This window comes from Bradyrhizobium sp. ISRA430 (assembly GCF_029909975.1).
In the GTDB taxonomy this organism is placed as follows: domain Bacteria; phylum Pseudomonadota; class Alphaproteobacteria; order Rhizobiales; family Xanthobacteraceae; genus Bradyrhizobium.
Genome location: NZ_CP094516.1, coordinates 373186 through 398969 on the forward strand (window position 1 = coordinate 373186; position 25784 = coordinate 398969).

The window sequence follows — 25784 nt, forward strand, 5'->3', positions numbered from 1 at the left end:
AAGCCGCGGCACAAACAAGCGAAGCCAGCGCGCTTCTCCCTTGCAATCCGGCCGTCCCCTGTGCTTGAAAGCGCGCCTGACCCTAAGGCGACGATAGGGTTCGTAGGAGTGTAGCTCAATTGGTAGAGCACCGGTCTCCAAAACCGGGGGTCGCAGGTTCGAGCCCTGCCACTCCTGCCAGCTAGTCCCGACAATCATCACCGGATCAGAGGCAGGGCGAAGCTCGGATCGCGCTTCATGCCGGCCCGGTAAGCCCTTGATCCGGATTGAGTCTGCGGAAGCCGGGCGTGGGCCGATGCCGTCGGGCGCGGCCTGCCGATATCTTGACCTTTGGCCCCGTCCGCAGTATCTACCCGACACCTGCAGCCGGCCCGTTAGACGCGGATTTCCGGCGCGGCTTTGAAATCCCGAACAAGCGAGCCCGGTTTCCGGCTCATCCTTCACGCGAGGGTTGGGCCAACGGCGGCTGTTCGGATCCCTGAAATCTTTATCTCGTCTCACGACGGACTTTGGACATCAAACGATGGCAGTCAGCCCGTTCAAGTTCTTGCAGGAAGTGCGCTCGGAGACCGCCAAGGTCACCTGGCCGACCCGTCGCGAGACGACGATCACCACCATCATGGTGTTCGTCATGGTCGCGCTGGCATCGATCTTCTTCTTCGCCGCCGACCAGATCATCCGTTATCTCGTCACCCTTCTTTTGGGCATTCACTGATGGCAACAGCCGCCGCAATTCAATCGTCCGACAAGCGCTGGTACATCGTCCACGCCTATTCGAACTTCGAGAAGAAAGTCGCCGAATCGATCCGCGAGCAGGCCAAGCAGCGCGGGCTCGAGGACCTGTTCGAGCAGGTCCTGGTGCCGATCGAGAAGGTCACGGAAGTGCGCCGCGGCCGCAAGATCGACGCCGAGCGCAAGTTCTTCCCGGGCTATGTGCTGGTGAAGATGAGGCTGACCGACGAGGCATTCCATCTGATCAAGAACACGCCCAAGGTGACCGGCTTCCTCGGCGCCGAGAACAAGCCGATGCCGATCTCGGAATCGGAGGCGATGCGCATCCTGAACCAGATGCAGGAAGGCGTGGAACGTCCGAAGGCGTCGGTATCGTTCGAGATCGGCGAGAATGTGCGCGTGGCCGACGGCCCGTTCGCCTCGTTCTCGGGTGTGGTCGAGGAAATCGACGAGGCGCGTTCGCGCGTGAAGGTCGCGGTGTCGATCTTCGGCCGTGCCACGCCGGTCGAACTGGAATTCGGTCAGGTCGAGAAGGTCTGACCGGGTAACGCGTGAAGCCAAAAGCTTCGCGCAAAAAGAGGCCGTGGGAGGGAGAGGGCGGTCGCCAGCCGCATCCGACCCAGACCACGAACCTGAAACCGCCGGCGGTCTGCCGGCACAACAGGAGTGATACATGGCAAAGAAAGTGACCGGATACCTGAAGCTTCAGGTCCCGGCCGGTGCGGCGAACCCTTCGCCCCCGATCGGTCCCGCGCTCGGTCAGCGCGGTCTCAACATCATGGAGTTCTGCAAGGCGTTCAACGCCCAGACCCAGAAGGAAGAGAAGAACACCCCGATCCCGGTGATCATCACCATCTATGCGGACCGTTCCTTCACCTTCGAGATGAAGACGCCGCCGATGTCCTTCTTCCTCAAGCAGGCCGCCAAGATCCAGTCCGGCTCGAAGGCGCCGGGCCGTGACAAGGCCGGCCAGGTGACCAAGGCGCAGGTGCGCGAGATCGCCGAGAAGAAGATGAAGGATCTCAATTGCGATACCATCGAAGCGGCCATGAAGATGGTCGAGGGCTCGGCCCGCTCGATGGGTCTGGAAGTTGCGGGGTAAGCGGTCATGGCAATCGGAAAGCGTTTGAACAAGGCCCGCGAGGGCGTTGACCGCGAAAAGCTTTACCCGCTCGCGGAAGCCATCAAGATGGTCAAGGAACGCGCCAAGGCGAAGTTCGACGAGACCATCGAGGTTGCGATCAATCTCGGCGTCGATCCGCGTCACGCTGACCAGATGGTCCGCGGCGTCGTGACCCTGCCGAACGGCACCGGCCGTACGCTCCGCGTCGGCGTGTTCGCCCGCGGCGCCAAGGCCGATGAGGCCAAGGCTGCGGGTGCCGACGTCGTCGGCGCCGAAGACCTCGTCGAGAGGGTGCAGAACGGCACGATCGATTTCGACCGCTGTATCGCCACCCCCGACATGATGCCGCTGGTCGGCCGTCTCGGTAAGGTGCTCGGCCCGCGCGGCCTGATGCCGAACCCGAAGATCGGCACCGTGACCATGGACGTCACCGGCGCGGTGAAGGGTGCCAAGGGCGGCTCGGTCGAGTTCCGGGTCGAGAAGGCCGGCATCGTGCAGGCCGGCGTCGGCAAGGCCTCGTTCTCCGAGGACAAGCTGGTCGAGAACGTCAAGGCGCTGGCCGATGCCGTCGCCAAGGCGAAGCCCGCCGGCTCCAAGGGCACCTACATCCAGCGCGTCGCGGTGTCCTCGACCATGGGCCCCGGCGTGAAGGTTGAGCCGGGCACTATCCTCGGCTGAGGCTCGCAGGATTAAGATTAAAGAGATGAGGCGAGGGGCGGAATTGGGCAACCGATTCCGCCCCTTCCATTTGTGGGGCGACGCTCAACGGAAACAAGAACAATGGCTGACAAGGTCCTGATCTACTCGCGCTTCCCGAGGACGATGATGACGCGCTTCGCCGAGCGTTTTGACCTGCTCGACACCGGCGGCAAGCCGGCGCAGGAGGTGTTTTCACCCCAGGAGCTCGGCGGCATCCGCGCACTGCTGACCGCCGGCGGCTCTCCGCTCGGCGCCGAAGCAATGGATCTCCTGCCGCAGCTAGGCGCAATCGTCTGCTACGGCACCGGCTATGACGGTGTCGACCTCGAGGCCGCTGCTGCCCGCAACATCGCGGTCGGCCACAGCCCGGGCGCCAATGCAGCCTCGGTTGCCGACATCGCGATGACCCTGATGTTAGCTGCGACCCGGCGGATCCTGGTCGCTGATCAGTATGTCCGCAGCGGCGACTGGGCTGCGTCAAAACAGTCGCCGATGATGCGGCCGCAAACGGGCCTGCCTGGCCGGCGCATCGGTGTCTACGGCATGGGCGAGATTGGCCGCAAGATCGCCGCGCGCTGCGCGGCATTCGAGGCGGAGGTCGGCTATTTCAGTCGCACCAAGCACAATCTGCCCTATCAATACTTTCCAACGCTGGAGGCGCTCGCCGATTGGTGCAGCGTGCTGATGATCGCGGTTCGCGCCGGCGCCGAGACCCAGCATGTCGTCAATGCCGACATCCTCAAGCGCCTGGGAGGGGACGGCTATGTCGTCAACGTCTCCCGCGGCTCGGTGATCGACGAGAAGGCCCTCGTTGCGGCCTTGAGCGACAAGACCATCGCCGGGGCGGGTCTGGACGTCTACGACAAGGAGCCGCACGCGCCCGATGCGCTGACGGCGCTCCCGAATGTCGTGCTCTCGCCCCATATCGGCGGCCACACCCTGGACTCCCACAGCGCCATGCAGAACTGCGTGCTGGCGAACCTGACCGCGTTTTTCACCGGCCAGCCGCTGCCGCATGCGGTCAAAACGGCCTGAATCGGTCCTTTCGGCGCGCGTCAAGGGCTCGGCGCAATCGATTGGAAGTGGTGTGAATTTTGCTCTTGGCAAGCGGGCCCGGAGCGGTTAAAGAACCGGCTCCGGACGCGCTGGCTCCAGCGAGCGCGTCCGTGCGCGCATGCCGAAAACCCGACACGACAGGAGATCATTCCTTTTCAGGACGTCCGTAAGGATTTGCCGGAAAAGGAAAGAGGATCCGTCGGTTGGAGGATGCGAGCAGAGGTCGGGCGGTTCGCCGGCTGACCTTGTCCTGTCCAAGACTGCAGGCGCCCGCGGGGAATTTCGATTTCTCAACGGCTTAATCGCATGGCCTGCATAGACGGGTGAAGACCGGATTTCACTTCGCATCCAGCTTCAGGCGGGTCGCGGAATGGGTTTGGTTCGGACCTCGACACCCCGTGGGCCTCAAAAGGGTTCCGGGAGGGCAGGCTTTGAATTGTCGTCTTGCCCGGCGTGTCCTTGGGGTTTTGGCCCGGAGGTTCAGGTTTGGGTGGGACGATGGGTGCAACCCGGCGGTCCCGCTCTTTTGCGACGACCGCCAACCGGAGAGAGCTTGCTGTGGAACGAGCGGCAAAGAAAGAAGCGGTCGAACAGCTCAATGAGGTCTTCAAGACCACGAGCGTCGCGATCGTTGCTCAATATTCCGGCCTGACCGTTGCCCAGATGCAGAACCTGCGCAAGCAGATGAAGCAGGCTGGTGCCTCGGTGAAGGTCTCGAAGAACCGTCTCGCCAAAATTGCTCTTGAAGGCACTGACGTCGTTGCTATCGGCCCCATGCTGAAGGGGCCGACCGTGATCGCGACTTCGAACGATCCGGTAGCGGCGCCAAAGGTCGCCATCGAATTCGCCAAGGCGAACGAAAAGTTCGTCATCGTCGGCGGCTCGATGGGAAAGACCGTCCTGAATGTCGATGGCGTGAAGGCGCTTGCCTCGCTGCCGTCGCTTGATGAACTGCGCGGCAAGATCGTCGGCCTCATCGTGGCCCCGGCGACCAAGCTCGCTCAGCTCGCCAATGCGCCCGCGGGCAAGCTCGCGCGCGTCATCCAGGCTCATGCCTCAAAGGGCGAAGCGGCCTGACGCCCTTCGCAAAACTCAAACCCGAACCAGACTTACACTCAAGGAAACTGAACAATGGCTGACTTGCAGAAGATCGTTGACGACCTCTCGAGCCTCACCGTGCTCGAAGCTGCCGAACTGGCGAAGCTCCTCGAAGAGAAGTGGGGCGTGTCCGCCGCTGCCGCCGTCGCGGTGGCTGGCCCGGCTGCCGGTGGCGCTGCTGCCGCTCCGGCGGAAGAGAAAACCGACTTCACGGTCGTTCTCGCCTCTGCCGGCGACAAGAAGATCGAGGTCATCAAGGAAGTCCGCGCCATCACCGGCCTCGGCCTGAAGGAAGCGAAGGACCTCGTCGAAGGCGCTCCGAAGCCGCTGAAGGAAGGCGTGAACAAGGAAGAGGCCGACAAGATCAAGGCCCAGCTCGAGAAGGCTGGCGCGAAGGTCGAGCTCAAGTAAGCGCAGCTTACTTGAGCGAGATCCCGGGCGAGCGTCAGCGAGACCCGGGATCTTGGCCCGCGATGCAGATGGCCTTTTTGGCCTCGGCGGACGGGCTGAATGCAAAAGGCGTGCGACGGCGCAGTCCGACGCAAGCCGAACACGAAAAAGTGTGGGGATTTGGGGGCTTACCCCTCGAATCTCCACTATTGTCGCCCCATATCGGGTCGACAGCACGAAAGCGCGGTGGGCAGGGACGCCGGATTTCCCTGTAAGCCGTTGGGAGAGCAGGCTATTTCGGGCTTTTGCAGTCCGTGAAGACTATCGTTGTGACGGGCGGGTGCGCATCTGCGCCCCGCGCGTCGTTTTGCGTTTTGAAGGTCTGAAGAACAGATTCAGGACATCGCGGCCTGAAACTGGGCTTCCGGACCCCAAAACGGGTTCGAAAAATTCAACCCGGGGGCGGTGGCAGCCGCGTCCTGGACGGCGCGCCCAGAGCGGGCGACGAAATGAGAGGCCACGATGGCGCAGCAGACATTCACCGGTCGCAAACGCGTTCGCAAGTTCTTCGGACACATCAAGGAAGTCGCCGAGATGCCGAACCTCATCGAGGTTCAGAAGGCGTCCTATGACCAGTTCCTGATGGTCGATGAACCCACGGGCGGGCGGCCGGATGAGGGCTTGCAGGCGGTGTTCCGCTCGGTGTTCCCGATCTCGGATTTCTCCGGCACCTCGATGCTGGAGTTCGTCCGCTACGAGTTCGAGCCGCCGAAGTACGACGTCGACGAGTGCCGCCAGCGCGGCATGACCTTCGCTGCGCCGCTCAAGGTGACGCTGCGCCTGATCGTGTTCGATATCGATGAGGAGACCGGCGCGAAGTCGGTGAAGGACATCAAGGAGCAGGACGTCTACATGGGCGACATCCCGCTCATGACGATGAACGGCACTTTCATTGTCAACGGCACCGAGCGTGTCATCGTCTCCCAGATGCACCGTTCACCCGGCGTGTTCTTCGACCACGACAAGGGCAAGACCCACTCCTCGGGCAAGCTGCTGTTCGCCGCCCGCGTGATCCCGTATCGCGGCTCCTGGCTCGACATCGAGTTCGACGCCAAGGACATCGTCTATGCGCGTATCGACCGTCGCCGCAAGATTCCGGTGACGTCGCTGATGTTCGCGCTCGGGCTCGACGGCGAGGCGATCCTCAACACCTTCTACAAGAAGATCCTCTACAAGCGGACCAAGGACGGCTGGCGCGTCCCGTTCGACGCCAACCGCTTCCGTGGCTACTCGACCATCAACGACCTGATCGATGCCGACACCGGCAAGGTCGTGCTTGAGGCCGGCAAGAAGCTCACCGTGCGCGCCGCCCGCCAGCTCCAGGAGAAGGGGCTGAAGGCTCTGCGCATGGCCGATGACGAGCTCGTCGGCAACTACGTCGCCGAAGACCTCGTCAATCCGAAGACCGGCGAAATCTACGCGGAAGCCGGCGAGGAGATCACCGACAAGCTCATGAAGGCCCTCAACGAGCAGGGCTACAAGGAGCTGCCGCTGCTCGACATCGACCACGTCAATGTCGGGGCCTACATCCGCAACACGCTCTCGGCCGACAAGAACATGACGCGCGAGGACGCGCTGTTCGACATCTACCGCGTGATGCGTCCGGGCGAGCCGCCGACGCTGGAATCGGCGCAGGCTATGTTCCAGTCGCTGTTCTTCGACGCCGAGCGTTATGACCTCTCCGCGGTTGGCCGCGTCAAGATGAATATGCGCCTCGACCTCGATGCGCCCGACACCCAGCGCACGCTGCGCAAGGAAGACATCCTCTCCGTCATCAAGACGCTGGTCGACCTGCGCGACGGCAAGGGCGAGATCGACGACATCGACCATCTCGGCAACCGCCGGGTGCGTTCGGTCGGCGAGCTCATGGAGAACCAGTACCGCATCGGCCTGCTCCGCATGGAGCGCGCGATCAAGGAGCGCATGTCCTCGGTCGACATCGACACGGTCATGCCGCAGGACCTGATCAACGCGAAGCCCGCGGCCGCCGCCGTGCGCGAGTTCTTCGGCTCCTCGCAGCTCTCGCAGTTCATGGACCAGACCAACCCGCTGTCGGAGATCACCCACAAGCGGCGCCTGTCGGCGCTCGGACCGGGCGGTCTGACCCGCGAGCGCGCCGGCTTCGAGGTGCGCGACGTGCACCCGACCCATTACGGCCGCATCTGCCCGATCGAGACGCCGGAAGGTCCGAACATCGGTCTGATCAACTCGCTTGCCACCTTCGCGCGCGTCAACAAGTACGGCTTCGTCGAGACGCCGTATCGTAAGGTGAAGGACGGCCGCGTCACCGACGAAGTCGTGTACCTCTCGGCGATGGAGGAGGGCCGCTACACGGTCGCGCAGGCCAACGTGCCGCTCGACCCGAAGGGCCGCTTCACCGAAGACCTCGTGGTCTGCCGTCACGCCGGCGAAGTCATGCCGGTGACGCCGGACAAGGTCGACTACATGGACGTGTCGCCGAAGCAGCTCGTTTCGGTCGCCGCGGCGCTGATCCCGTTCCTCGAGAACGACGACGCCAACCGCGCGCTGATGGGCTCGAACATGCAGCGCCAGGCGGTGCCGCTGGTTCGCGCCGAGGCGCCGTTCGTCGGCACCGGCATGGAAGGCGTGGTCGCCCGCGACTCCGGCGCCGCGATCGCGGCGCGCCGCTCGGGCGTGATCGACCAGATCGACGCCACCCGCGTCGTCATCCGCGCCACGGAAGATCTCGACCCGACCAAGTCGGGCGTCGATATCTACCGGCTGATGAAGTACCAGCGCTCCAACCAGTCGACCTGCATCAACCAGCGTCCGCTGGTGAAGGTCGGCGACATCGTCAAGAAGGGTGACATCATCGCGGACGGTCCGTCGACCGATCTCGGCGAGCTCGCGCTCGGCCGCAACGTGCTGGTCGCGTTCATGCCGTGGAACGGCTACAACTTCGAAGACTCGATCCTGCTCTCCGAGCGGATCGTGAAGGAAGACGTCTTCACCTCGATCCACATCGAGGAGTTCGAGGTGATGGCCCGCGACACCAAGCTGGGCCCCGAGGAAATCACCCGCGACATTCCGAACGTCTCGGAAGAAGCGCTGAAGAACCTCGACGAAGCCGGCATCGTCTACATCGGTGCGGAAGTGCGCGCCGGCGACATCCTGGTCGGCAAGATCACGCCGAAGGGCGAAAGCCCGATGACGCCGGAAGAGAAGCTTCTGCGCGCCATCTTCGGCGAAAAGGCCTCCGACGTCCGCGATACCTCGCTGCGCGTTCCTCCGGGCGTGCAGGGCACGATCGTCGAAGTGCGCGTGTTCAACCGCCACGGCGTCGACAAGGACGAGCGTGCGCTGGCGATCGAACGGGAAGAGATCGAGCGTCTCGCCAAGGACCGTGACGACGAGCAGGCGATCCTCGACCGCAACGTCTACAGCCGTCTCGCCGACCTCCTTGAGGGACGGCAGGGCATCGCGGGCCCCAAGGGCTTCAAGAAGGACACCAAGATCACCCGCGCGGTGCTCGAGGAGTATCCGAAGTCGCAGTGGTGGCTGTTCGCCTCGCCTAACGACAAGCTGATGGCCGAGATCGAGGCCATGCGGAAGCAGTACGACGAGTCGAAGAAGGGGCTCGAGCAGCGCTTCCTCGACAAGGTCGAGAAGCTGCAGCGCGGTGACGAGCTGCCGCCCGGTGTGATGAAGATGGTCAAGGTCTTCGTCGCGGTGAAGCGCAAGATCCAGCCCGGCGACAAGATGGCCGGCCGCCACGGCAACAAGGGCGTGGTGTCGAAGATCGTGCCGATCGAGGACATGCCGTTCCTCGAGGACGGCACGCATGCCGACATCGTGCTCAATCCGCTCGGCGTGCCCTCGCGCATGAACGTCGGACAGATTCTCGAGACCCATCTCGGCTGGGCCTGCGCCGGCCTCGGCAAGCGCATCGGCCAGACGGTCGATGCCTACCTGTCGAAGCAGGACGTGAAGCCGCTGAAGGAGACCTTGAAGAAGATCTACGGCGAGGACGAGACGATCAAGACGCTCAACGACGGCGAACTGATCGAACTCGGCCGCAACCTGAGCCACGGCGTGCCGATTGCGACGCCGGTGTTCGACGGCGCCAAGGAGTCCGACATCGAGGAGATGCTGAAGCTCGCCGGTCTCGACGCTTCGGGTCAGTCGACCGTCTATGACGGCCGCACCGGCGATCCGTTCGATCGCAAGGTGACGGTGGGCTACATCTACATGCTCAAGCTGCACCACCTCGTCGACGACAAGATCCATGCGCGTTCGATCGGTCCGTACTCGCTCGTCACCCAGCAGCCGCTGGGCGGCAAGGCGCAGTTCGGCGGCCAGCGCTTCGGCGAAATGGAGGTGTGGGCGCTCGAAGCTTACGGCGCGGCCTACACGCTTCAGGAAATGCTGACCGTGAAGTCGGACGACGTCGCCGGCCGTACCAAGGTGTACGAGGCGATCGTGCGCGGCGACGACACCTTCGAGGCCGGTATTCCGGAATCGTTCAACGTGCTGGTCAAGGAAATGCGCTCGCTCGGCCTCAACGTCGACCTGCACAATTCCAAGATGGGGCCGGCGCCGACGTCGGAAGCGGCCGAGTAACGCGACCATTCATGCCCGGCCGGCTCGGCCGGGCATCGGCGCCCGGTCCGGAGCCTTGAGGGCAGGGCGCCCCGCGAAGTGAGATTTTCGAATTTGCTGCCGGGAGGCGACCGGCACGCGAGGAGAAGACGATGAACCAAGAGATTATGAATCTTTTTAACCCGACGACGCCGGCTCAGGTCTTCGACCAGATCCGGATCTCGATCGCGTCTCCAGAGAAGATTCTGTCCTGGTCCTACGGCGAGATCAAGAAGCCGGAGACCATCAACTACCGTACCTTCAAGCCCGAGCGCGACGGCCTGTTCTGCGCGCGCATATTCGGGCCGATCAAGGACTACGAGTGCTTGTGCGGCAAGTACAAGCGCATGAAGTACAAGGGCATCATCTGCGAGAAGTGCTCGGTCGAGGTCACGCTGTCGCGCGTCCGGCGCGAGCGCATGGGCCATATCGAGCTCGCCGCACCCGTCGCCCACATCTGGTTTCTGAAGTCGCTGCCCTCGCGCATCGGCCTCCTGCTCGACATGACGTTGAAGGATCTCGAGCGGATCCTCTACTTCGAATACTACGTCGTGTTGGAGCCGGGCCTCACCGCGCTGAAGGACCGCCAGCTCCTGTCGGAAGACGAGTATCTGAAGGCGCAGGACGAGTACGGCCAGGATTCCTTCACCGCCATGATCGGTGCCGAGGCGATCCGCGAGCTGCTCAAGGGCATGGACCTCGAGAAGCTCGAGGCGTCCTTGCGCGTCGAGATGCAGGAGACCGACTCCGACATCAAGCACAAGAAGCTCGCCAAGCGCCTGAAGATCGTCGAAGCGTTCCGCCATTCCGGCAACAAGCCGGAATGGATGATCATGACCGTGATCCCGGTGATCCCGCCGGATCTGCGTCCGCTGGTGCCGCTGGACGGCGGCCGCTTCGCGACCTCGGACCTCAACGACCTCTACCGCCGCGTCATCAACCGCAACAACCGCTTGAAGCGGCTGATGGAGCTGCGTGCGCCGGACATCATCATCCGCAACGAGAAGCGCATGCTTCAGGAGGCCGTCGACGCGCTGTTCGACAACGGCCGCCGCGGCCGCGTCATCACTGGCGCCAACAAGCGCCCGCTAAAGTCGCTCGCCGACATGCTCAAGGGCAAGCAGGGCCGCTTCCGTCAGAACCTGCTCGGCAAGCGTGTCGACTATTCGGGCCGTTCGGTGATCGTGGTCGGTCCCGAGCTGCGCCTGCATCAGTGCGGCCTGCCGAAGAAGATGGCGCTCGAGCTGTTCAAGCCGTTCATCTACTCGCGGCTTGACGCCAAGGGCCTGTCCACCACCGTGAAGCAGGCGAAGAAGCTGGTCGAGAAGGAGCGGCCCGAAGTCTGGGACATCCTGGACGAGGTGATCCGCGAGCATCCGGTGCTGCTCAACCGCGCGCCGACGCTGCACCGCCTCGGCATCCAGGCGTTCGAGCCCGTGCTGATCGAGGGCAAGGCGATCCAGCTCCACCCGCTGGTCTGCGCCGCGTTCAACGCCGACTTCGACGGCGACCAGATGGCCGTGCACGTTCCGCTGTCGCTGGAAGCGCAGCTCGAAGCGCGCGTCCTGATGATGTCGACCAACAACATCCTGCATCCGGCGAACGGCCAGCCGATCATCGTGCCGTCGCAGGACATCGTGCTCGGTCTCTACTATCTCTCGATCCTGCGCGAAGGCATGCCCGGCGAGGGCAAGGTGTTCGGCGAGATGTCCGAGCTCGAGCACGCGCTGCATTCGAAGGTCATCCACCTCCACACCAAGATCAAGTATCGGTGGGAAGGCATCGGCGAGGACGGCAAGCCGGCCCGCCGCTGGATCGAGACCACGCCCGGCCGCATCATGCTCGGCAACGTGCTGCCGAAGCACCCCAAGATCTCGTACGACATCATCAACAAGCTGATGACCAAGCGCGAGATTTCGGGCGTGATCGACCAAGTCTACCGTCACTGCGGCCAGAAGGAGACTGTGATCTTCTGCGACCGCATCATGGCGCTCGGCTTCTACAACGCCTTCAAGGCCGGCATCTCGTTCGGCAAGGACGACATGGTCGTGCCGCACGGCAAGTGGAAGATCGTCGACACCACCCGTACGCTGGCGAAGGATTTCGAGCAGCAGTACAATGACGGTCTGATCACCCACGGCGAGAAGTACAACAAGGTCGTCGACGCCTGGTCGAAGGCGACCGAAGAAATCGCCAAGGCGATGATGAAGGAGATCTCCGCCACCAAGAAGACGTCGAGCGGAGCCGATGCCGACATCAACTCGATCTACATGATGGCTCACTCCGGTGCGCGTGGTTCGCCGGCGCAGATGCGCCAGCTCGCCGGCATGCGCGGCCTGATGGCCAAGCCGTCGGGCGAGATCATCGAGACGCCGATCATCTCGAACTTCAAGGAAGGCCTCTCGGTGCTCGAGTACTTCAACTCGACCCACGGCGCCCGCAAGGGCCTCGCGGACACCGCGTTGAAGACCGCGAACTCCGGTTACCTGACCCGTCGTCTGGTCGACGTGGCGCAGGACTGCATCATCACGCAGGACGATTGCGGCACCAAGCTCGGCATCAAGATGCGCGCCATCGTCGATGCCGGCACCGTGGTCGCCTCGCTCGGCTCGCGCATCCTCGGACGCGTGGCCTGCGATGACGTGCGCGACAGCACCGGCAAGGTGATCGTCAAGCGCGGCACGCTGATGGAAGAGAGCCACGTGGATGCCATCCACCAGGGCGGCGTCCAGGAGGTGAAGATCCGTTCGGCGCTGACCTGCGAGCTCGTCAACGGCATCTGCGGCAAGTGCTACGGCCGCGACCTCGCCCGCGGCACGCCGGTCAACCACGGCGAAGCGGTCGGCGTCATCGCGGCGCAGTCGATCGGTGAGCCGGGCACCCAGCTCACCATGCGCACCTTCCACATCGGCGGTGCGGCGCAGCTCAACGAGCAGTCGTTCGTCGAATCCAACTTCGACGGCAAGATCGTGATCAAGAACAAGGCCATCGCCCGCAACAGCGAAGGCCACTTGATCGCGATGGTGCGCAACATGGTGGTGGCAATCGTCGATGCCGACGGCACCGAGCGTGCAACGCACCGTATCCAGTACGGCTCGCGTCTGCACGTCGACGAGGGCGACATTGTCAAGCGCGGCCAGCGCATCGCCGAGTGGGATCCGTACACCCGTCCGGTTCTCACCGAGGTGGAAGGCACGATCGGCTTCGAGGATCTGGTGGAAGGTCAGTCGATCTCGGAAACGCTCGACGAATCCACCGGCATCGCCAAGCGCGTGGTCATCGACTGGCGCTCGACCCGCGGCGGCTCGGACCTGCGTCCGGCCATCGTGGTCAAGGGCAAGGACGGCAAGGTGCTCAAGCTCGCCCGTGGCGGCGATGCCCGCTACATGCTGTCGGTCGATGCGATCCTCTCGGTCGACATCGGAGCCAAGGTCCAGCCGGGCGACATCCTCGCCCGTATCTCGACCGAAAGCGCCAAGACGCGTGACATCACGGGCGGTCTGCCGCGCGTGGCGGAGCTGTTCGAGGCACGGCGTCCGAAGGACGCGGCGATCATCGCGGAAATCGCGGGCACCATCCGGTTCGGCCGCGACTACAAGAACAAGCGCCGCATCTCGATCGAGCCGATGGACAAGACGGAAGAGGCGCGCGAGTACCTGATCCCGAAGGGCAAGCACATCCACCTTCAGGACGGCGACGTCGTTGAAAAGGGCGACTTCATCGTCGAAGGCAACCCGGCGCCGCACGACATCCTGGCGATCAAGGGCATCGAGGAGCTCGCGGCCTATCTGGTCAACGAGATCCAGGAGGTCTACCGGCTCCAGGGCGTGCTCATCAACGACAAGCACATCGAGGTGATTGTCCGCCAGATGCTCCAGAAGGTGGAGGTCACCGACCAGGGCGACACGGACATGATCTCGGGCGAGCAGGTCGACAAGATCGAGTTCGACGCGCTCAACGAGAAGGCCAAGGAAGAGGGCAAGAAGCCCGCCACGGGTACGCCGGTTCTGCTCGGCATCACCAAGGCGAGCCTCCAGACCCGCTCGTTCTTCTCGGCGGCATCGTTCCAGGAGACCACCCGCGTCCTCACGGAGGCGGCGGTCAACGGCAAGATCGATCCGCTCGAGGGCCTCAAGGAGAACGTCATCGTCGGCCGGCTGATCCCGGCAGGCACCGGCGCCTCCATGGCCAAGATCCGCGAAGTCGCCATGAAGCGCGACAAGCTGATCCTCGACGAGCGCGAGAAGCAGGCTTCGATCGTCTCGCCGGCGCCGGAAGCGGAGCCGGTGGCGCTGCCACCCGCGGAATGATGCTTCATCCGTAAGAATACCGAGGACAATGAAAAGGCCGGCGTTTGCCGGCCTTTTTGCTGCTTTCTTTCCTTGTTGCGGTGCGGGGACCGCGTTTGTTCATCTTTCCTTCAGCCTGAAAAGCGCTTTTGCTAGGGCTACTTAGACCGGAGGTCCCGACACGGGGGGCGGCCGGAGACCACGGAACTCACATGCTTGATCTCGCAATCGTAGGCGGCGGCCCCGGCGGGCTGATGAGCGCCTGGTATCTGAAGCGCAAGCTCGGCGATCTCTGCCGCGTCACCATCTTCGAGGCCTCCGATCGGCTCGGCGGCAAGATCGTCACGCGCAAGTTCGATTCTGCCCCCGCGATGTACGAAGCCGGCGTCGCCGAGATCTACGACTACTCGATGACCGGACCCGACCCGCTACGCGAGCTGATCCAGCATTTCGGGTTGCAGACCATTCCGATGGATGCGGAGCAGGTCCAGCTCGGCGGCGAGCTCCTGAACGACGTGGCCGGCATGCGCCGCAAATACGGCGCCAAGACCGCGGCCGCAATCGAAGCGTTCCGCAAGCGTTGCGCCGAGATGATGTCGCCGATCGAGTATTACGAGGGCGTCGGCGCGCACGACAACGAGAACCCCTGGGCCTACAAGACGGCCGAGCAGGTGCTTGACGAGGAAGTCGAGGACGAAACCGCCAAGCGCTTTTTCAAGGTGATGGCGCGCTCCGACATCGCCACCGAAAGCCACAATACCAACGGGCTCAACGCGCTGAAGAACTACCTGATGGACGTGGACGGCTATATCGGCCTCTATTCCATCCAGAACGGCAACGAGCAGCTCGTCGACTGCCTGCAGTCGGAGGTCAGCGCCGACATCCAGCTCAATCATCGCGTGCTCACCGTCGGCAAGGCGTCGACCGGGCGCTATCAGCTCAAGATGATGAACGGCAAGGGGCCGGAGACGCGCGATTTCGATCTCGTGCTGGTCTGCCTGCCGCATTCATGGCTCGCGACCATGAGCTGGGAAGGCGAGCAGCTCCGCAAGTCGATGGTCAAGCACGTGTCTTACTTCGACCGTCCGGCGCATTATCTGCGCGTCTCGATCCTGTTCGATACCCCGTTCTGGGGGGAGAAGATCCCCGGCGCCTGGTTCATGTCGGAAGCCTTCGGTGGCTGCTGTGTCTACAATGAAGGCGCGCGCCACGACGTCGGCAAGCACGGCGTCTTGAACTGGCTGATTCCCGGTTCGGACGCGCTGGCCTTCGCCAACCTCTCGGACCAGGAGCTGATCGACGCCGCGCTGAAATCGCTGCCGGCATCCCTCGGAGATGCGCGCGCGCATTTCATGGAAGGCAAGATCCATCGCTGGCTGTCGTCGGTGAACGCGCTGCCGGGCGGTCTGCCCGTGCGCGACGTCATGACCAATCATCGGCCCGAGCCGAAGGAACATCCCGGCATCGTGCTGGTCGGCGACTATCTGTTCGACTCGACGCTGAACGGCCTGCTCGACTCCTCGGATGCGGCCACCGACATCATCCTGACCGAGATGATGCGCCTGCGCCGCGCGCGCGCGCAAAGCGGAGAGCGGGTCTCCGACAAGATCGACCGCGGCTATTTCGAGAACTATCGTGGGGTCGGCCCCTATCACGAGGTGTGGCGCCAGTTCACCGATCCTGATTATCTCGCCAGGCTGATCGGCATCGTCTGGGGCGGGGCGAAAGGCTCGAAGCTGCTCGTCGCCGGTTCCGCCAGCGGCGAGCTGGTCGGGGCGTTGCGCGAGCGCGGCATCGATGCCTGGGGCATCGAGAACAACCGCGCCATCCATGCCCGGACGCCGACGGCGCTGAAGAAGTACAACAAGCTCGGCTCGATCGTCGACATGCCGTTCAAGGACGACGCATTCGAATTCGTGTTCGAGACCAGCCTGTGCCACGTCTCCCCCAAGCAGGTCGTGCGCGCGATCCGCGAGCTCAATCGCGTGGTCAAGACCGGGCTCGTGTTCGGCTCGATCACCTCCGACATGGCCCCGGCGCTGATCGATCGCTACGACCTGCTCCGCGGCGTCAAGAAGCTCGGCACCTGGTGGGAATGGTCCGAACTGTTCTTCGGCAACGGCTTCGACCTGTCGATGCACCGTAACGATTGCGCTGATGCGCTCTGGGAGGCGACGCTCGCTGCCAACAAGGGGCCAGGCCAGTGGTACGCCGACGCCGACAGTTTGCGCTATTCCTTCTTCGACAAGGTCGAGGACGAGGACTAGTCCTCGCGAATTCGCCAATTGCTTTGCCGAATTCATCTTGATCGCATAGAATCGATGCAATAGCGGTTCGCCGCTTTTTTCCTGATTTCTCTGCGGTCATGCCGGCCGTCAGCACCGGTTGGTTTCATGGCATCCAGGCCTCTCTCGCCCGACAAACAGAAGCTCGCTGCGGAAGAAGCGGCCGAGCTCGAGGACAAGCTCGCATCCGCCACCAAGCCGGAACTCGAAGACGACGAGGGCGACGAAGACGAGGACGACGAGCTGGGGCTCGACGATGATGATGAGGACGAGGACCTCGTCGTCTTTACCGCGCGCGAGGCCGCCGGCGCGCTCGCGACCATCTGGGGTTTCGTCACCCCGTACCTGACGAACTACAAGCGCATCCTGGCGTTCGTGTCGTTCGGCGTCATCGTCGAGACGCTGTTCAACGTCATCATGCCACTCAGCCTGAAGTTCCTGATCGACGATGCGCTCGGCGAGGAGGACTTCCAGGCGCTCTACAAGATCCTCGGCGTGCTCGCAGCCGCCGGCATTTTCACCTCGATCGTCGCCGTCTGGTACGAGCGCTGGGATGCGCGGCTCGCGGCCTGCGTCATCTCCGACGTCCGCAGGCGGCTGTTCGAGCACGTCCAGGATCTGCCGGCGGCCTATTTCGGCCGCACCAAGCGCGGCGAGATCCTGTCGCGCTTCTCCGTCGACCTTTCGGCATTCGAAGGCGCGGTCAAGACCTTCACCAACAGCGCGGCGCTTCCGTTCCTGGAATTGATCGCCGGCATCATTCTGATGGTGTTCCTGAACTGGCAGCTCGCGGTGGTCGCGCTGCTGGTGTTTCCGATCACGCTGATCGGGCCGCGCATTCTCACCCCGAAGGCGGTGCAGGCGAATTACGAGCAGAAGCTCAACGAATCCGCGCTGCTCGGCATGGTGCAGGAGAACGTGGCGGCGCAGGCCGTGATCAAGGCGTTCAGCCTGCAGCGCAAGATGTTCGGCTTCTTCAGCCTCCGTAACGACGAAACGCGCAACAGGATCGCCTCAGCCGCGTTCCTGTCGACCATGGTGGAGCGGACGGTCACGATCTCGGTGCTGCTCCTGCATCTCGTCGTGCTCGCAATCGGCGCGTATCTCGCGACCAAGGGCCAGATCACAATCGGCACCTTCGTCACATTCGAGAGCGCATTCTGGGAGGTATCGTACAACATCGCCCATGTGATGCACTTCATCCCGGTGTCCATCTCCTCGGCTGCCGCCATCCGCCACATCCAGGAGCTGCTGGACGAGCCGACGCGTGGCGCCGATCGCCCGGGCGCACCCGACCTGCCGCGCATCACCCACGACATCACATTCGACCGCGTCACCTTCCAATACGAAGGCAGCCAGACGCCGGTCGTGGACAATCTCAGCCTCAAGCTCAACGTCGGCAAGAGCATCGCCGTCGTCGGCCCCAGCGGCTCCGGCAAGAGCACGCTGCTCAACCTGATCCTGCGCCTGTACGTGCCGGATGAGGGGCGGGTCACGATCGACGGGGTCGACATCCGCAAGGTCACGCTGGATTCGTTGCGCCGGAGCATGGCGGTCGTGTTCCAGGAGAACATGCTGTTCAACATGTCGATCCGCGAGAACATCCGGCTCGGCAAGGAGGGTGCGACCGACGAGGAGGTGGAGGACGCCGCCAAGAAGGCCGAGATCCACCGCTACATCATGAGCCTGCCGCAGCGATACGACACGCCGGTCGGCGAGCGCGGCGATACGCTCTCGGGCGGTCAGCGCCAGCGCATCGCGATCGCGCGCGCGATCATCCGCAATCCGTCGGTGCTGCTGCTGGACGAGGCGACCTCGGCGTTGGACCAGACCACGGAAGCCGCGATCAACCGCACGCTGCTGAAGGTCGCCAAGGGCCGTACCATGATCTGGTCGACGCACCGGCTGACCTCGGTGGTCGAGATGGACGAGATCATCGTGATCTCAGGGGGCAGGGCGATCGAGCGCGGCTCGCATGCCGAGCTGCTTGCCAGGAACGGGGCCTATCGCAAGCTGTGGAACGACCAGATGCACCAGCCCGATGGCGCCGCGGCTCACGCCGGCTTCGATGACGACGAAGACGACCTCGCCGAGGATGATGAGGACGAGGGCGACGAGGAGTGACCGAGGAAGTTCGGCTCCAGATCGAACGCACCTCCAAGCCGTCGCAGCAGTCCCTGAGCTGACAAGGCGATGATGCGCGCCTCGTGGAGGATGTTGAATTGCCGGCTCGGCGCCTTGTCGAGGAGATGGCCGCCGCGCGCGATTCAGTTCTCGCCGGCAAAGGTCGCACGGCGCAGCACTGATTCCCCAATTCCCGTCCGTAAGAAGCGCTCGAGCTGTACCGGGCCGCTGATTTTTTTCGGCCCGAAAATCGGTTGGATAGCTCCTATGCGGGTCGATCAGCGCCGCCGAAATCCCGGCGCGCCCAAGTATTGCGGCGGCGGTCGAGCCGGAAAGTCCCCCCGCCGATGACGGCGATGTCGGTGTAGCGTATGGCGCTCGTCTCTGCCGAAGGCGGCAGATTGACCATGAAGAGAAAAAAAGCCTTGGCGTTGGTTATAAAAGTATATTTTGCCCGGATATAATTTGTTCTGGGCTGGCGGAACGGGTGCCTCGTTCCCATATCCGGCAGACGCGGCGAGTGCGGCAAAGAGACGATTTCTGCAGGCGTCTGAGGCGCTTTGTAACTGTCGTTTCGCCTTGACTTGACCGATTCTCGCTTATAGAAAGCGCCTCACTTAACGACAGGCGGTGAGCATCGCCAACGTCGGAACGGGCCACCCGTTTGATCCTTTTGGGATCGCAAAGGCGGGCACCAACCTCGACGAATGCCGCTCAAACGCTGTCGATTATAGCTAGGCAATGCCAGGACGATTTTAGTTCTCTTGAGCACGTCCTCTTGAGATCGAACTCGGATGCATGACCTCGGTGTGCGGACCGCAGCTTTTCGCTGATCGGGCTAGATACTGCGGTCCTCTGTGGCGTCGAAGCGCTTTCCGCTCAGCAATGGAGCGGTTGGCGCAATTTCGCTTTGCGCGGAGTATTCCGGGCAGGGCGGCCCCGTCGGGCGGGCAGTCCGGCAGAAGAATTTGCGAATCCGGTAACGGTTCGCGGCAAGACAGCGGTCCCGGAAACGGGCCGCGGCAGAAAAAGGGTGAAGGCCAGGATGCCGACGATCAACCAACTGATCGCACAACCGCGTGAAGTGCAGAAGTCGCGCAAGAAGGTGCCGGCGCTGCAGCAGTCGCCGCAGAAGCGTGGGGTTTGCACGCGCGTCTACACCACGACCCCGAAGAAGCCGAACTCGGCGCTTCGTAAGGTCGCCAAGGTGCGCCTGACCAACGGCTTCGAGGTGATCGGCTACATCCCCGGTGAGGGCCATAACCTCCAGGAGCACTCGGTGGTCATGATCCGCGGCGGCCGCGTCAAGGACTTGCCCGGTGTGCGCTACCACATCCTCCGCGGCGTTCTGGATACCCAGGGCGTCAAGAACCGTAAGCAGCGTCGTTCGAAGTACGGCGCCAAGCGTCCGAAGTAAGCGGGAACCACGTCCATGTCTCGTCGCCACTCAGCGGAAAAGCGCGAAGTTCTGCCCGATCCGAAGTTCGGGAACATCGTGATTACGAAGTTCATGAACTCGGTGATGTATGCCGGCAAGAAGTCGGTCGCCGAAGGCATCGTCTACGGTGCACTCGGCATCATCGAAACCAAGACCAAGCAGAACCCGCTCGGCGTGTTCGAGCAGGCGCTCGAGAATGTGATGCCCACGATCGAAGTGCGTTCCCGCCGCGTCGGCGGCGCGACCTACCAGGTTCCGGTTGAGGTTCGCTCAACCCGCCGGCAGGCGCTGGGCATCCGCTGGCTGATCGCGGCTGCGCGCGAGCGCAATGAGAAGACGATGACCGAGCGGCTCTCGGCGGAGCTCTTGGACGCATCGAATAACCGGGGGAACGCCGTCAAGAAGCGTGAAGACGTGCACCGGATGGCGGAAGCCAACCGTGCCTTCTCGCACTATCGCTGGTAACGGCGAAACAATCGGACTCGCAAGGAACACCCCATGCCCCGCCAACATGCCATCGAAGACTATCGTAACTTCGGTATCATGGCGCATATCGACGCCGGCAAGACCACGACGACCGAGCGTATCCTCTACTACACCGGCAAGAGCCACAAGATCGGCGAAGTGCACGAGGGTGCCGCGACGATGGACTGGATGGAGCAGGAGCAGGAGCGTGGCATCACGATCACCTCGGCTGCGACCACCGCCTTCTGGGCCGGCAAGCGCCTGAACATCATCGACACCCCCGGCCACGTCGACTTCACCATCGAGGTCGAGCGTTCGCTGCGCGTGCTCGACGGCGCCGTGTGCGTGCTCGACTCCAACCAGGGCGTCGAGCCGCAGACCGAGACCGTCTGGCGCCAGGGTGACAAGTACAAGGTTCCGCGCATCGTCTTCGCCAACAAGATGGACAAGATCGGTGCGGACTTCTTCAAATGTCTGTCCGACATCGTCGATCGCCTCGGTGCCAAGCCCGTCGCGATCCAGCTTCCGATCGGCGCCGAGAACAACTTCAAGGGTCTCGTCGACCTCGTGAAGATGAAGGGCGTCGTCTGGAACGATGAAGCGCTCGGCGCGAAGTTCGACTACGTCGACATTCCGGAAGATCTCGTCGACCAGGCCAAGGAATACCGCGAGAAGATGGTGGAAGCCGCCGTCGAGCTCGACGACGACGCCATGGCCGCCTACCTCGACGGCAAGGAGCCGGACGAGGCGACGCTGAAGAGGCTGATCCGCAAGGCGGTGCTGACCGGGGCGTTCTATCCCGTGCTGTGTGGCTCGGCCTTCAAGAACAAGGGCGTGCAGCCGCTGCTCGACGCCGTCGTCGACTATCTGCCGTCGCCGCTCGACGTGCCCGCGATCAAGGGCACCGACGACAAGGGCAACGAAGTCGTGCGCAAGGCGGACGACAAGGAGCCCCTGGCGCTGCTCGCGTTCAAGATCATGGACGACCCGTTCGTCGGCACCATCACCTTCTGCCGCATCTATTCGGGCATTCTGGCGTCGGGCACCGGCGTCGTGAACTCGACCCGCGAGAAGAAGGAGCGGATCGGGCGCATGCTGTTGATGCATGCGAACAACCGCGAGGACATCAAGGAAGCCTACGCCGGCGACATCGTCGCGCTGGCCGGCCTGAAGGAAGCGCGCACCGGTGACACGCTGTGCGATCCCGACAAGCAGGTGATCCTGGAGAAGATGGAATTCCCCGAGCCGGTCATCGAGATCGCGATCGAGCCGAAGTCGAAGGCCGACCAGGAGAAGCTGGGCGTGGCGCTGGCCAAGCTCGCCGCGGAGGATCCGTCCTTCCGCGTGTCGACCGACCACGAGTCCGGTCAGACCATCCTGAAGGGCATGGGCGAACTCCATCTCGACATCAAGGTCGACATCCTCAAGCGCACCTACAAGGTCGACGCCAACATCGGCGCGCCGCAGGTGGCCTTCCGTGAGCGCGTCACCAAGCGCGTGGAGCACAGCTACACCCACAAGAAGCAGACCGGCGGTACCGGCCAGTTCGCGGCGGTGTCGTTCATCGTCGAGCCGAACGAGCCCGGCAAGGGCTACGAGTTCGAATCGAAGATCGTCGGCGGTGCGGTGCCGAAGGAATACATCCCCGGCGTCGAGAAGGGCCTGGAGAGCGTGCTGTCGTCCGGCGTGGTCGCGGGCTTCCCCGTGGTCGACGTCAAGGTGCAGCTCGTCGACGGCAAGTACCACGACGTCGACTCGTCGGCGCTCGCCTTCGAAATCGCCTCGCGCGCCTGCTTCCGCGAAGCGCTGCAGATGGGCAAGTCCGTCCTGCTCGAGCCGATCATGAAGGTCGAGGTGGTGACGCCGGAAGACTACACCGGTTCGGTCATCGGCGACCTGAATTCCCGGCGCGGTCAGATCCAGGGTCAGGACATGCGCGGCAACGCCAACGTCATCAACGCGATGGTGCCGCTCATGAACATGTTCGGTTACGTGAATAACCTGCGCTCGATGAGCCAGGGTCGCGCGACCTTCACCATGCAGTTCGACCACTACGCAGAAGCGCCGGCGAACGTGTCGGCAGAAGTCCAGAAGAAGTTTGCCTGATTGTCGTCGGTCTCAAGCTGACGATTGAACGGAGAGTCAAATGGCCAAAGCAAAGTTTGAACGTAACAAGCCGCACTGCAACATCGGCACCATCGGTCACGTCGACCATGGCAAGACGTCGCTGACCGCGGCGATCACGAAGATTCTCGCCGAGACCGGCGGTGCGACGTTCACGGCGTACGACCAGATCGACAAGGCGCCGGAAGAGAAGGCTCGCGGCATCACCATCTCGACCGCGCACGTCGAGTACGAGACGCAGAACCGTCACTACGCCCACGTCGACTGCCCCGGCCACGCCGACTACGTGAAGAACATGATCACCGGCGCCGCCCAGATGGACGGTGCGATTCTGGTCGTGTCGGCTGCTGACGGCCCGATGCCGCAGACCCGCGAGCACATCCTGCTTGCCCGCCAGGTCGGCGTGCCCGCGCTCGTCGTGTTCCTCAACAAGTGCGACATGGTCGACGATCCGGAGCTGCTCGAGCTCGTCGAGCTCGAGGTCCGCGAGCTGCTCTCGAAGTACGAGTTCCCGGGCGACAAGATCCCGATCATCAAGGGTTCGGCGCTCGCCGCTCTCGAAGACTCCGACAAGAAGCTCGGCCATGAGGCCATCCTCGAGCTGATGCGGAACGTCGACGAGTACATCCCGCAGCCGGAGCGTCCGATCGACCAGCCGTTCTTGATGCCGGTTGAAGACGTGTTCTCGATCTCGGGCCGCGGCACCGTCGTGACCGGCCGCGTCGAGCGCGGCGTGATCAAGGTCGGCGAGGAAATCGAGATCGTCGGTCTGCGTGCGACCCAGAAGACCACGGTCACCGGCGTGGAAATGTTCCGCAAGCTGCTCGACCAGGGCCAGGCCGGCGACAACATCGGCGCTCTGCTCCGCGGCACCAAGCGCGAGGAAGTCGAGCGCGGCCAGGTGCTCTGCAAGCCGGGTTCGGTCAAGCCGCACACCAAGTTCAAGGCTGAGGCCTACATCCTCACCAAGGAAGAGGGCGGCCGCCACACCCCGTTCTTCACCAACTACCGTCCGCAGTTCTACTTCCGCACCACCGACGTGACCGGTGTCGTGCACCTGCCGGAAGGCACCGAGATGGTGATGCCGGGCGACAACATCGCGATGGAAGTGCACCTGATCGTGCCGATCGCGATGGAAGAGAAGCTCCGCTTCGCGATCCGCGAAGGCGGCCGTACCGTCGGCGCCGGCGTCGTCGCCTCGATCATCGAGTAATTACGCGAATAAGGATTGGCGAGTAGCGAGTGGATACATTCGCTATTCGCTGCTCGCCACTCTGCTCAAAGAAAGACCACGGCAATGAACGGCCAAAATATTCGTATCCGTCTCAAAGCGTTCGACCATCGTATTCTCGATACGTCGACCCGCGAGATCGTGAACACGGCGAAGCGCACCGGAGCGCAGGTCCGCGGACCCATTCCGCTGCCCACCCGCATCGAGAAGTTCACCGTCAACCGTTCGCCGCACGTCGACAAGAAGAGCCGTGAACAGTTCGAGATGCGCACTCACAAGCGCCTGCTCGACATCGTCGATCCGACCCCGCAGACCGTCGATGCTTTGATGAAGCTCGACCTGGCTGCCGGTGTCGACGTCGAGATCAAGCTCTAAGATTTTGGATCCCGTTCGCGAAAGCGGACAGAAAGAACAGGAAGCAAGCCGATGCGCTCCGGAGTGATCGCACAAAAGGTCGGGATGACGCGGGTCTTCACGGAGACCGGCGAACATATCCCCGTGACCGTGCTGAAGCTCGGCAATTGCCAGGTCGTAGGCCACCGCACCGAAGAGAAGAACGGTTACGTCGCGCTGCAGCTCGGTTCTGGCAGCCGCAAGACCGTTTACATGCCCAAGGCCGAGCGCGGCCAGTTCGCGGTCGCTAAGGTCGAGCCGAAGCGCCGGGTCGAGGAATTCCGCGTCTCCGCGGACGCCATGATCCCGGTCGGTGCAGAGATCCAGGCCGACCACTTCGTCGTCGGCCAGTTCGTCGACGTCACCGGCACCTCGGTCGGTAAGGGCTTTGCGGGCGGTATGAAGCGCTGGAACTTCGGCGGTCTGCGCGCCACCCACGGCGTGTCGATCTCGCACCGCTCGATCGGTTCGACCGGTGGTCGTCAGGATCCCGGCAAGACCTGGAAGAACAAGAAGATGCCCGGCCACATGGGTGTCGACCGCATCACCACGCTCAACCTTCGCGTCGTCCAGACCGATGTCGAGCGCGGCCTGATCCTCGTCGAAGGCGCCGTTCCCGGCTCCAAGGGCGGCTGGATCCGCGTGCGCGACGCCGTCAAGAAGCCGCTGCCGAAGGAAGCTCCGAAGCCCGGCAAGTTCAAGGTTGCGGGCGGTGAAGCCGAGGCTGCGGCCCAGCAGGAGGGTGCGTGAGATGGAATTGAAGGTCACGACCCTTGAGGGCAAGGAAGCCGGCTCGGTCCAGCTCTCCGACGCCATTTTCGGCCTCGAGCCGCGCGAGGACATCATCGCGCGCTGCGTGCAGTGGCAGCTCAACAAGCGCCAGGCCGGCACGCACAAGGCCAAGGGGCGCGCCGAGATCTGGCGCACCGGCAAGAAGATGTACAAGCAGAAGGGCACCGGCGGTGCCCGTCACGGCTCGGCCCGCGTGCCGCAGTTCCGTGGCGGCGGCCGTGCTTTCGGTCCGGTGGTGCGTTCGCACGCCACCGACCTGCCGAAGAAGGTCCGCGCGCTGGCGCTGAAGCATGCGCTCTCGGCCAAGGCCAAGGACGGCGATCTCGTCGTGATCGAGAAGGCCGCGCTTGAGGCGCCGAAGACCAAGGCGCTGCTCGGCCACTTCTCGGGCCTGGGGCTCACCAACGCGCTGATCATCGATGGCGCCGAGCTCAACAACGGCTTCGCCGCGGCGGCCCGCAACATCCCGAACATGGACGTGCTGCCGATCCAGGGCATCAACGTCTACGACATCCTGCGCCGTCAGAAGCTCGTTCTGACCAAGGCCGCCATCGATGCGCTGGAGGCGCGCTTCAAATGACGAAGAACATCGAGCCTCGCCACTACGACGTGATCCTGTCGCCGGTCGTGACCGAAAAGGCGACGATCGCCTCGGAGCACAACAAGGTCCTGTTCAAGGTGGCCGCGAAAGCGACCAAGCCGCAGATCAAGGAAGCGATCGAGAAGCTGTTCGACGTCAAGGTCAAGAGCGTCAACACGCTGGTCCGCAAGGGCAAGGTCAAGGCCTTCCGCGGCAATCTCGGTTCGCAGTCGAACACCAAGCGCGCGATCGTGACCCTCGAAGAGGGCCACCGGATCGACGTCACCACCGGTCTGTAGGGTCGTA

General features: G+C 63.3%; 19 protein-coding genes, 1 tRNA gene and 1 pseudogene. 20 read left to right on the plus strand and 1 reads right to left on the minus strand.

Annotated features, from left to right (window positions below; all coding sequences use genetic code 11):
* The first annotated feature begins 104 nt into the window (after positions 1–104).
* The 12 genes from MTX21_RS02035 to MTX21_RS02090 all read left to right on the plus strand — a co-directional run bounded on the left by MTX21_RS02035 (position 105) and on the right by MTX21_RS02090 (position 18455).
* Positions 105–180 (plus strand) — tRNA-Trp (locus MTX21_RS02035).
* A 343-nt stretch (positions 181–523) separates the two neighbouring features.
* A complete protein-coding gene (gene secE / locus MTX21_RS02040; RefSeq protein ID WP_027520978.1) occupies positions 524–715 on the plus strand; it encodes a preprotein translocase subunit SecE in 192 nt (63 codons plus the stop codon).
* Positions 715–1272 (plus strand): transcription termination/antitermination protein NusG, encoded by a 558-nt coding sequence (nusG, locus tag MTX21_RS02045; RefSeq protein WP_280970286.1) that lies wholly within the window; start codon positions 715–717, stop codon positions 1270–1272. Before secE ends, nusG begins: the two co-directional genes overlap by 1 nt.
* Before the next feature lie 133 nt (positions 1273–1405).
* Positions 1406–1834, plus strand: a complete 429-nt coding sequence (gene rplK / locus MTX21_RS02050; protein WP_280970287.1) for a 50S ribosomal protein L11 — start codon at positions 1406–1408, stop codon at positions 1832–1834.
* A 6-nt stretch (positions 1835–1840) separates the two neighbouring features.
* Complete coding sequence (gene rplA, locus MTX21_RS02055) at positions 1841–2533, plus strand: 50S ribosomal protein L1 (RefSeq protein WP_280970288.1); 693 nt, start codon at positions 1841–1843, stop codon at positions 2531–2533.
* Positions 2534–2635: 102 nt separating this feature from the next.
* Positions 2636–3589 carry a 2-hydroxyacid dehydrogenase gene (locus tag MTX21_RS02060; protein ID WP_280970289.1) on the plus strand — a complete coding sequence of 318 codons (954 nt, stop codon included), beginning with the start codon at positions 2636–2638 and terminating at the stop codon, positions 3587–3589.
* A gap of 579 nt (positions 3590–4168) precedes the next feature.
* Positions 4169–4687 carry a 50S ribosomal protein L10 gene (rplJ, locus tag MTX21_RS02065; RefSeq protein WP_280970290.1) on the plus strand — a complete coding sequence of 173 codons (519 nt, stop codon included), beginning with the start codon at positions 4169–4171 and terminating at the stop codon, positions 4685–4687.
* A gap of 54 nt (positions 4688–4741) precedes the next feature.
* Positions 4742–5119: a 50S ribosomal protein L7/L12 gene (rplL, locus tag MTX21_RS02070; protein WP_279377085.1), complete on the plus strand. Its 378-nt coding sequence runs from the start codon at positions 4742–4744 to the stop codon at positions 5117–5119.
* A gap of 501 nt (positions 5120–5620) precedes the next feature.
* Complete coding sequence (rpoB, locus tag MTX21_RS02075; protein WP_280970291.1) at positions 5621–9739, plus strand: DNA-directed RNA polymerase subunit beta; 4119 nt, start codon at positions 5621–5623, stop codon at positions 9737–9739.
* 131 nt (positions 9740–9870) lie between these two features.
* Positions 9871–14067: a DNA-directed RNA polymerase subunit beta' gene (rpoC, locus tag MTX21_RS02080; RefSeq protein ID WP_280970292.1), complete on the plus strand. Its 4197-nt coding sequence runs from the start codon at positions 9871–9873 to the stop codon at positions 14065–14067.
* Positions 14068–14258: 191 nt separating this feature from the next.
* Positions 14259–16313, plus strand: coding sequence for an FAD-dependent oxidoreductase (locus MTX21_RS02085; RefSeq protein WP_280970293.1), 2055 nt, complete (start codon positions 14259–14261; stop codon positions 16311–16313).
* Between the two features lie 126 nt (positions 16314–16439).
* Positions 16440–18455, plus strand: coding sequence for an ABC transporter ATP-binding protein (locus MTX21_RS02090; RefSeq protein ID WP_280970294.1), 2016 nt, complete (start codon positions 16440–16442; stop codon positions 18453–18455).
* Between the two features lie 62 nt (positions 18456–18517).
* On the opposite strand, the pseudogene MTX21_RS40030 reads toward MTX21_RS02090, so the two are convergent.
* Positions 18518–18828: pseudogene (locus MTX21_RS40030) on the minus strand (FAD-dependent monooxygenase); the annotation flags it as partial.
* 672 nt (positions 18829–19500) lie between these two features.
* On the opposite strand from MTX21_RS40030, the gene rpsL reads away from it, so the two are divergent.
* From rpsL to MTX21_RS02130, 8 genes are all read left to right on the plus strand, one after another.
* Positions 19501–19872 (plus strand): 30S ribosomal protein S12, encoded by a 372-nt coding sequence (gene rpsL, locus MTX21_RS02095; RefSeq protein WP_007603006.1) that lies wholly within the window; start codon positions 19501–19503, stop codon positions 19870–19872.
* A gap of 15 nt (positions 19873–19887) precedes the next feature.
* A complete protein-coding gene (rpsG, locus tag MTX21_RS02100) occupies positions 19888–20358 on the plus strand; it encodes a 30S ribosomal protein S7 (protein ID WP_063701818.1) in 471 nt (156 codons plus the stop codon).
* 33 nt (positions 20359–20391) lie between these two features.
* A complete protein-coding gene (gene fusA / locus MTX21_RS02105) occupies positions 20392–22464 on the plus strand; it encodes an elongation factor G (RefSeq protein WP_280970295.1) in 2073 nt (690 codons plus the stop codon).
* A gap of 40 nt (positions 22465–22504) precedes the next feature.
* Positions 22505–23695, plus strand: a complete 1191-nt coding sequence (gene tuf, locus MTX21_RS02110; protein ID WP_280970296.1) for an elongation factor Tu — start codon at positions 22505–22507, stop codon at positions 23693–23695.
* Between the two features lie 84 nt (positions 23696–23779).
* Positions 23780–24088, plus strand: coding sequence for a 30S ribosomal protein S10 (gene rpsJ / locus MTX21_RS02115; RefSeq protein WP_002712302.1), 309 nt, complete (start codon positions 23780–23782; stop codon positions 24086–24088).
* Positions 24089–24139: 51 nt separating this feature from the next.
* Complete coding sequence (gene rplC, locus MTX21_RS02120) at positions 24140–24856, plus strand: 50S ribosomal protein L3 (RefSeq protein ID WP_280970298.1); 717 nt, start codon at positions 24140–24142, stop codon at positions 24854–24856.
* 1 nt (position 24857) lies between these two features.
* Positions 24858–25478: a 50S ribosomal protein L4 gene (gene rplD / locus MTX21_RS02125; protein ID WP_280970299.1), complete on the plus strand. Its 621-nt coding sequence runs from the start codon at positions 24858–24860 to the stop codon at positions 25476–25478.
* Positions 25475–25777, plus strand: coding sequence for a 50S ribosomal protein L23 (locus tag MTX21_RS02130; protein WP_018647244.1), 303 nt, complete (start codon positions 25475–25477; stop codon positions 25775–25777). The genes rplD and MTX21_RS02130 overlap by 4 nt, the downstream gene beginning before the upstream one ends.
* Positions 25778–25784 lie beyond the last annotated feature (7 nt).

Bases quoted from the DNA above. Each gene is read 5' to 3' on its own strand.
- rpsL (WP_007603006.1), top strand. From the start codon at position 19,501: ATGCCGACGATCAACCAACTGATCGCACAACCGCGTGAAGTGCAGAAG.
- fusA (WP_280970295.1), top strand. From the start codon at position 20,392: ATGCCCCGCCAACATGCCATCGAAGACTATCGTAACTTCGGTATCATG.
- rplL (WP_279377085.1), top strand. From the start codon at position 4,742: ATGGCTGACTTGCAGAAGATCGTTGACGACCTCTCGAGCCTCACCGTG.
- rpoC (WP_280970292.1), top strand. From the start codon at position 9,871: ATGAACCAAGAGATTATGAATCTTTTTAACCCGACGACGCCGGCTCAG.
- tuf (WP_280970296.1), top strand. From the start codon at position 22,505: ATGGCCAAAGCAAAGTTTGAACGTAACAAGCCGCACTGCAACATCGGC.
- MTX21_RS02085 (WP_280970293.1), top strand. From the start codon at position 14,259: ATGCTTGATCTCGCAATCGTAGGCGGCGGCCCCGGCGGGCTGATGAGC.
- secE (WP_027520978.1), top strand. From the start codon at position 524: ATGGCAGTCAGCCCGTTCAAGTTCTTGCAGGAAGTGCGCTCGGAGACC.
- rplA (WP_280970288.1), top strand. From the start codon at position 1,841: ATGGCAATCGGAAAGCGTTTGAACAAGGCCCGCGAGGGCGTTGACCGC.
- MTX21_RS02060 (WP_280970289.1), top strand. From the start codon at position 2,636: ATGGCTGACAAGGTCCTGATCTACTCGCGCTTCCCGAGGACGATGATG.
- rplK (WP_280970287.1), top strand. From the start codon at position 1,406: ATGGCAAAGAAAGTGACCGGATACCTGAAGCTTCAGGTCCCGGCCGGT.
- rpoB (WP_280970291.1), top strand. From the start codon at position 5,621: ATGGCGCAGCAGACATTCACCGGTCGCAAACGCGTTCGCAAGTTCTTC.
- rpsJ (WP_002712302.1), top strand. From the start codon at position 23,780: ATGAACGGCCAAAATATTCGTATCCGTCTCAAAGCGTTCGACCATCGT.
- nusG (WP_280970286.1), top strand. From the start codon at position 715: ATGGCAACAGCCGCCGCAATTCAATCGTCCGACAAGCGCTGGTACATC.
- rplD (WP_280970299.1), top strand. From the start codon at position 24,858: ATGGAATTGAAGGTCACGACCCTTGAGGGCAAGGAAGCCGGCTCGGTC.
- MTX21_RS02090 (WP_280970294.1), top strand. From the start codon at position 16,440: ATGGCATCCAGGCCTCTCTCGCCCGACAAACAGAAGCTCGCTGCGGAA.
- rpsG (WP_063701818.1), top strand. From the start codon at position 19,888: ATGTCTCGTCGCCACTCAGCGGAAAAGCGCGAAGTTCTGCCCGATCCG.
- rplC (WP_280970298.1), top strand. From the start codon at position 24,140: ATGCGCTCCGGAGTGATCGCACAAAAGGTCGGGATGACGCGGGTCTTC.
- MTX21_RS02130 (WP_018647244.1), top strand. From the start codon at position 25,475: ATGACGAAGAACATCGAGCCTCGCCACTACGACGTGATCCTGTCGCCG.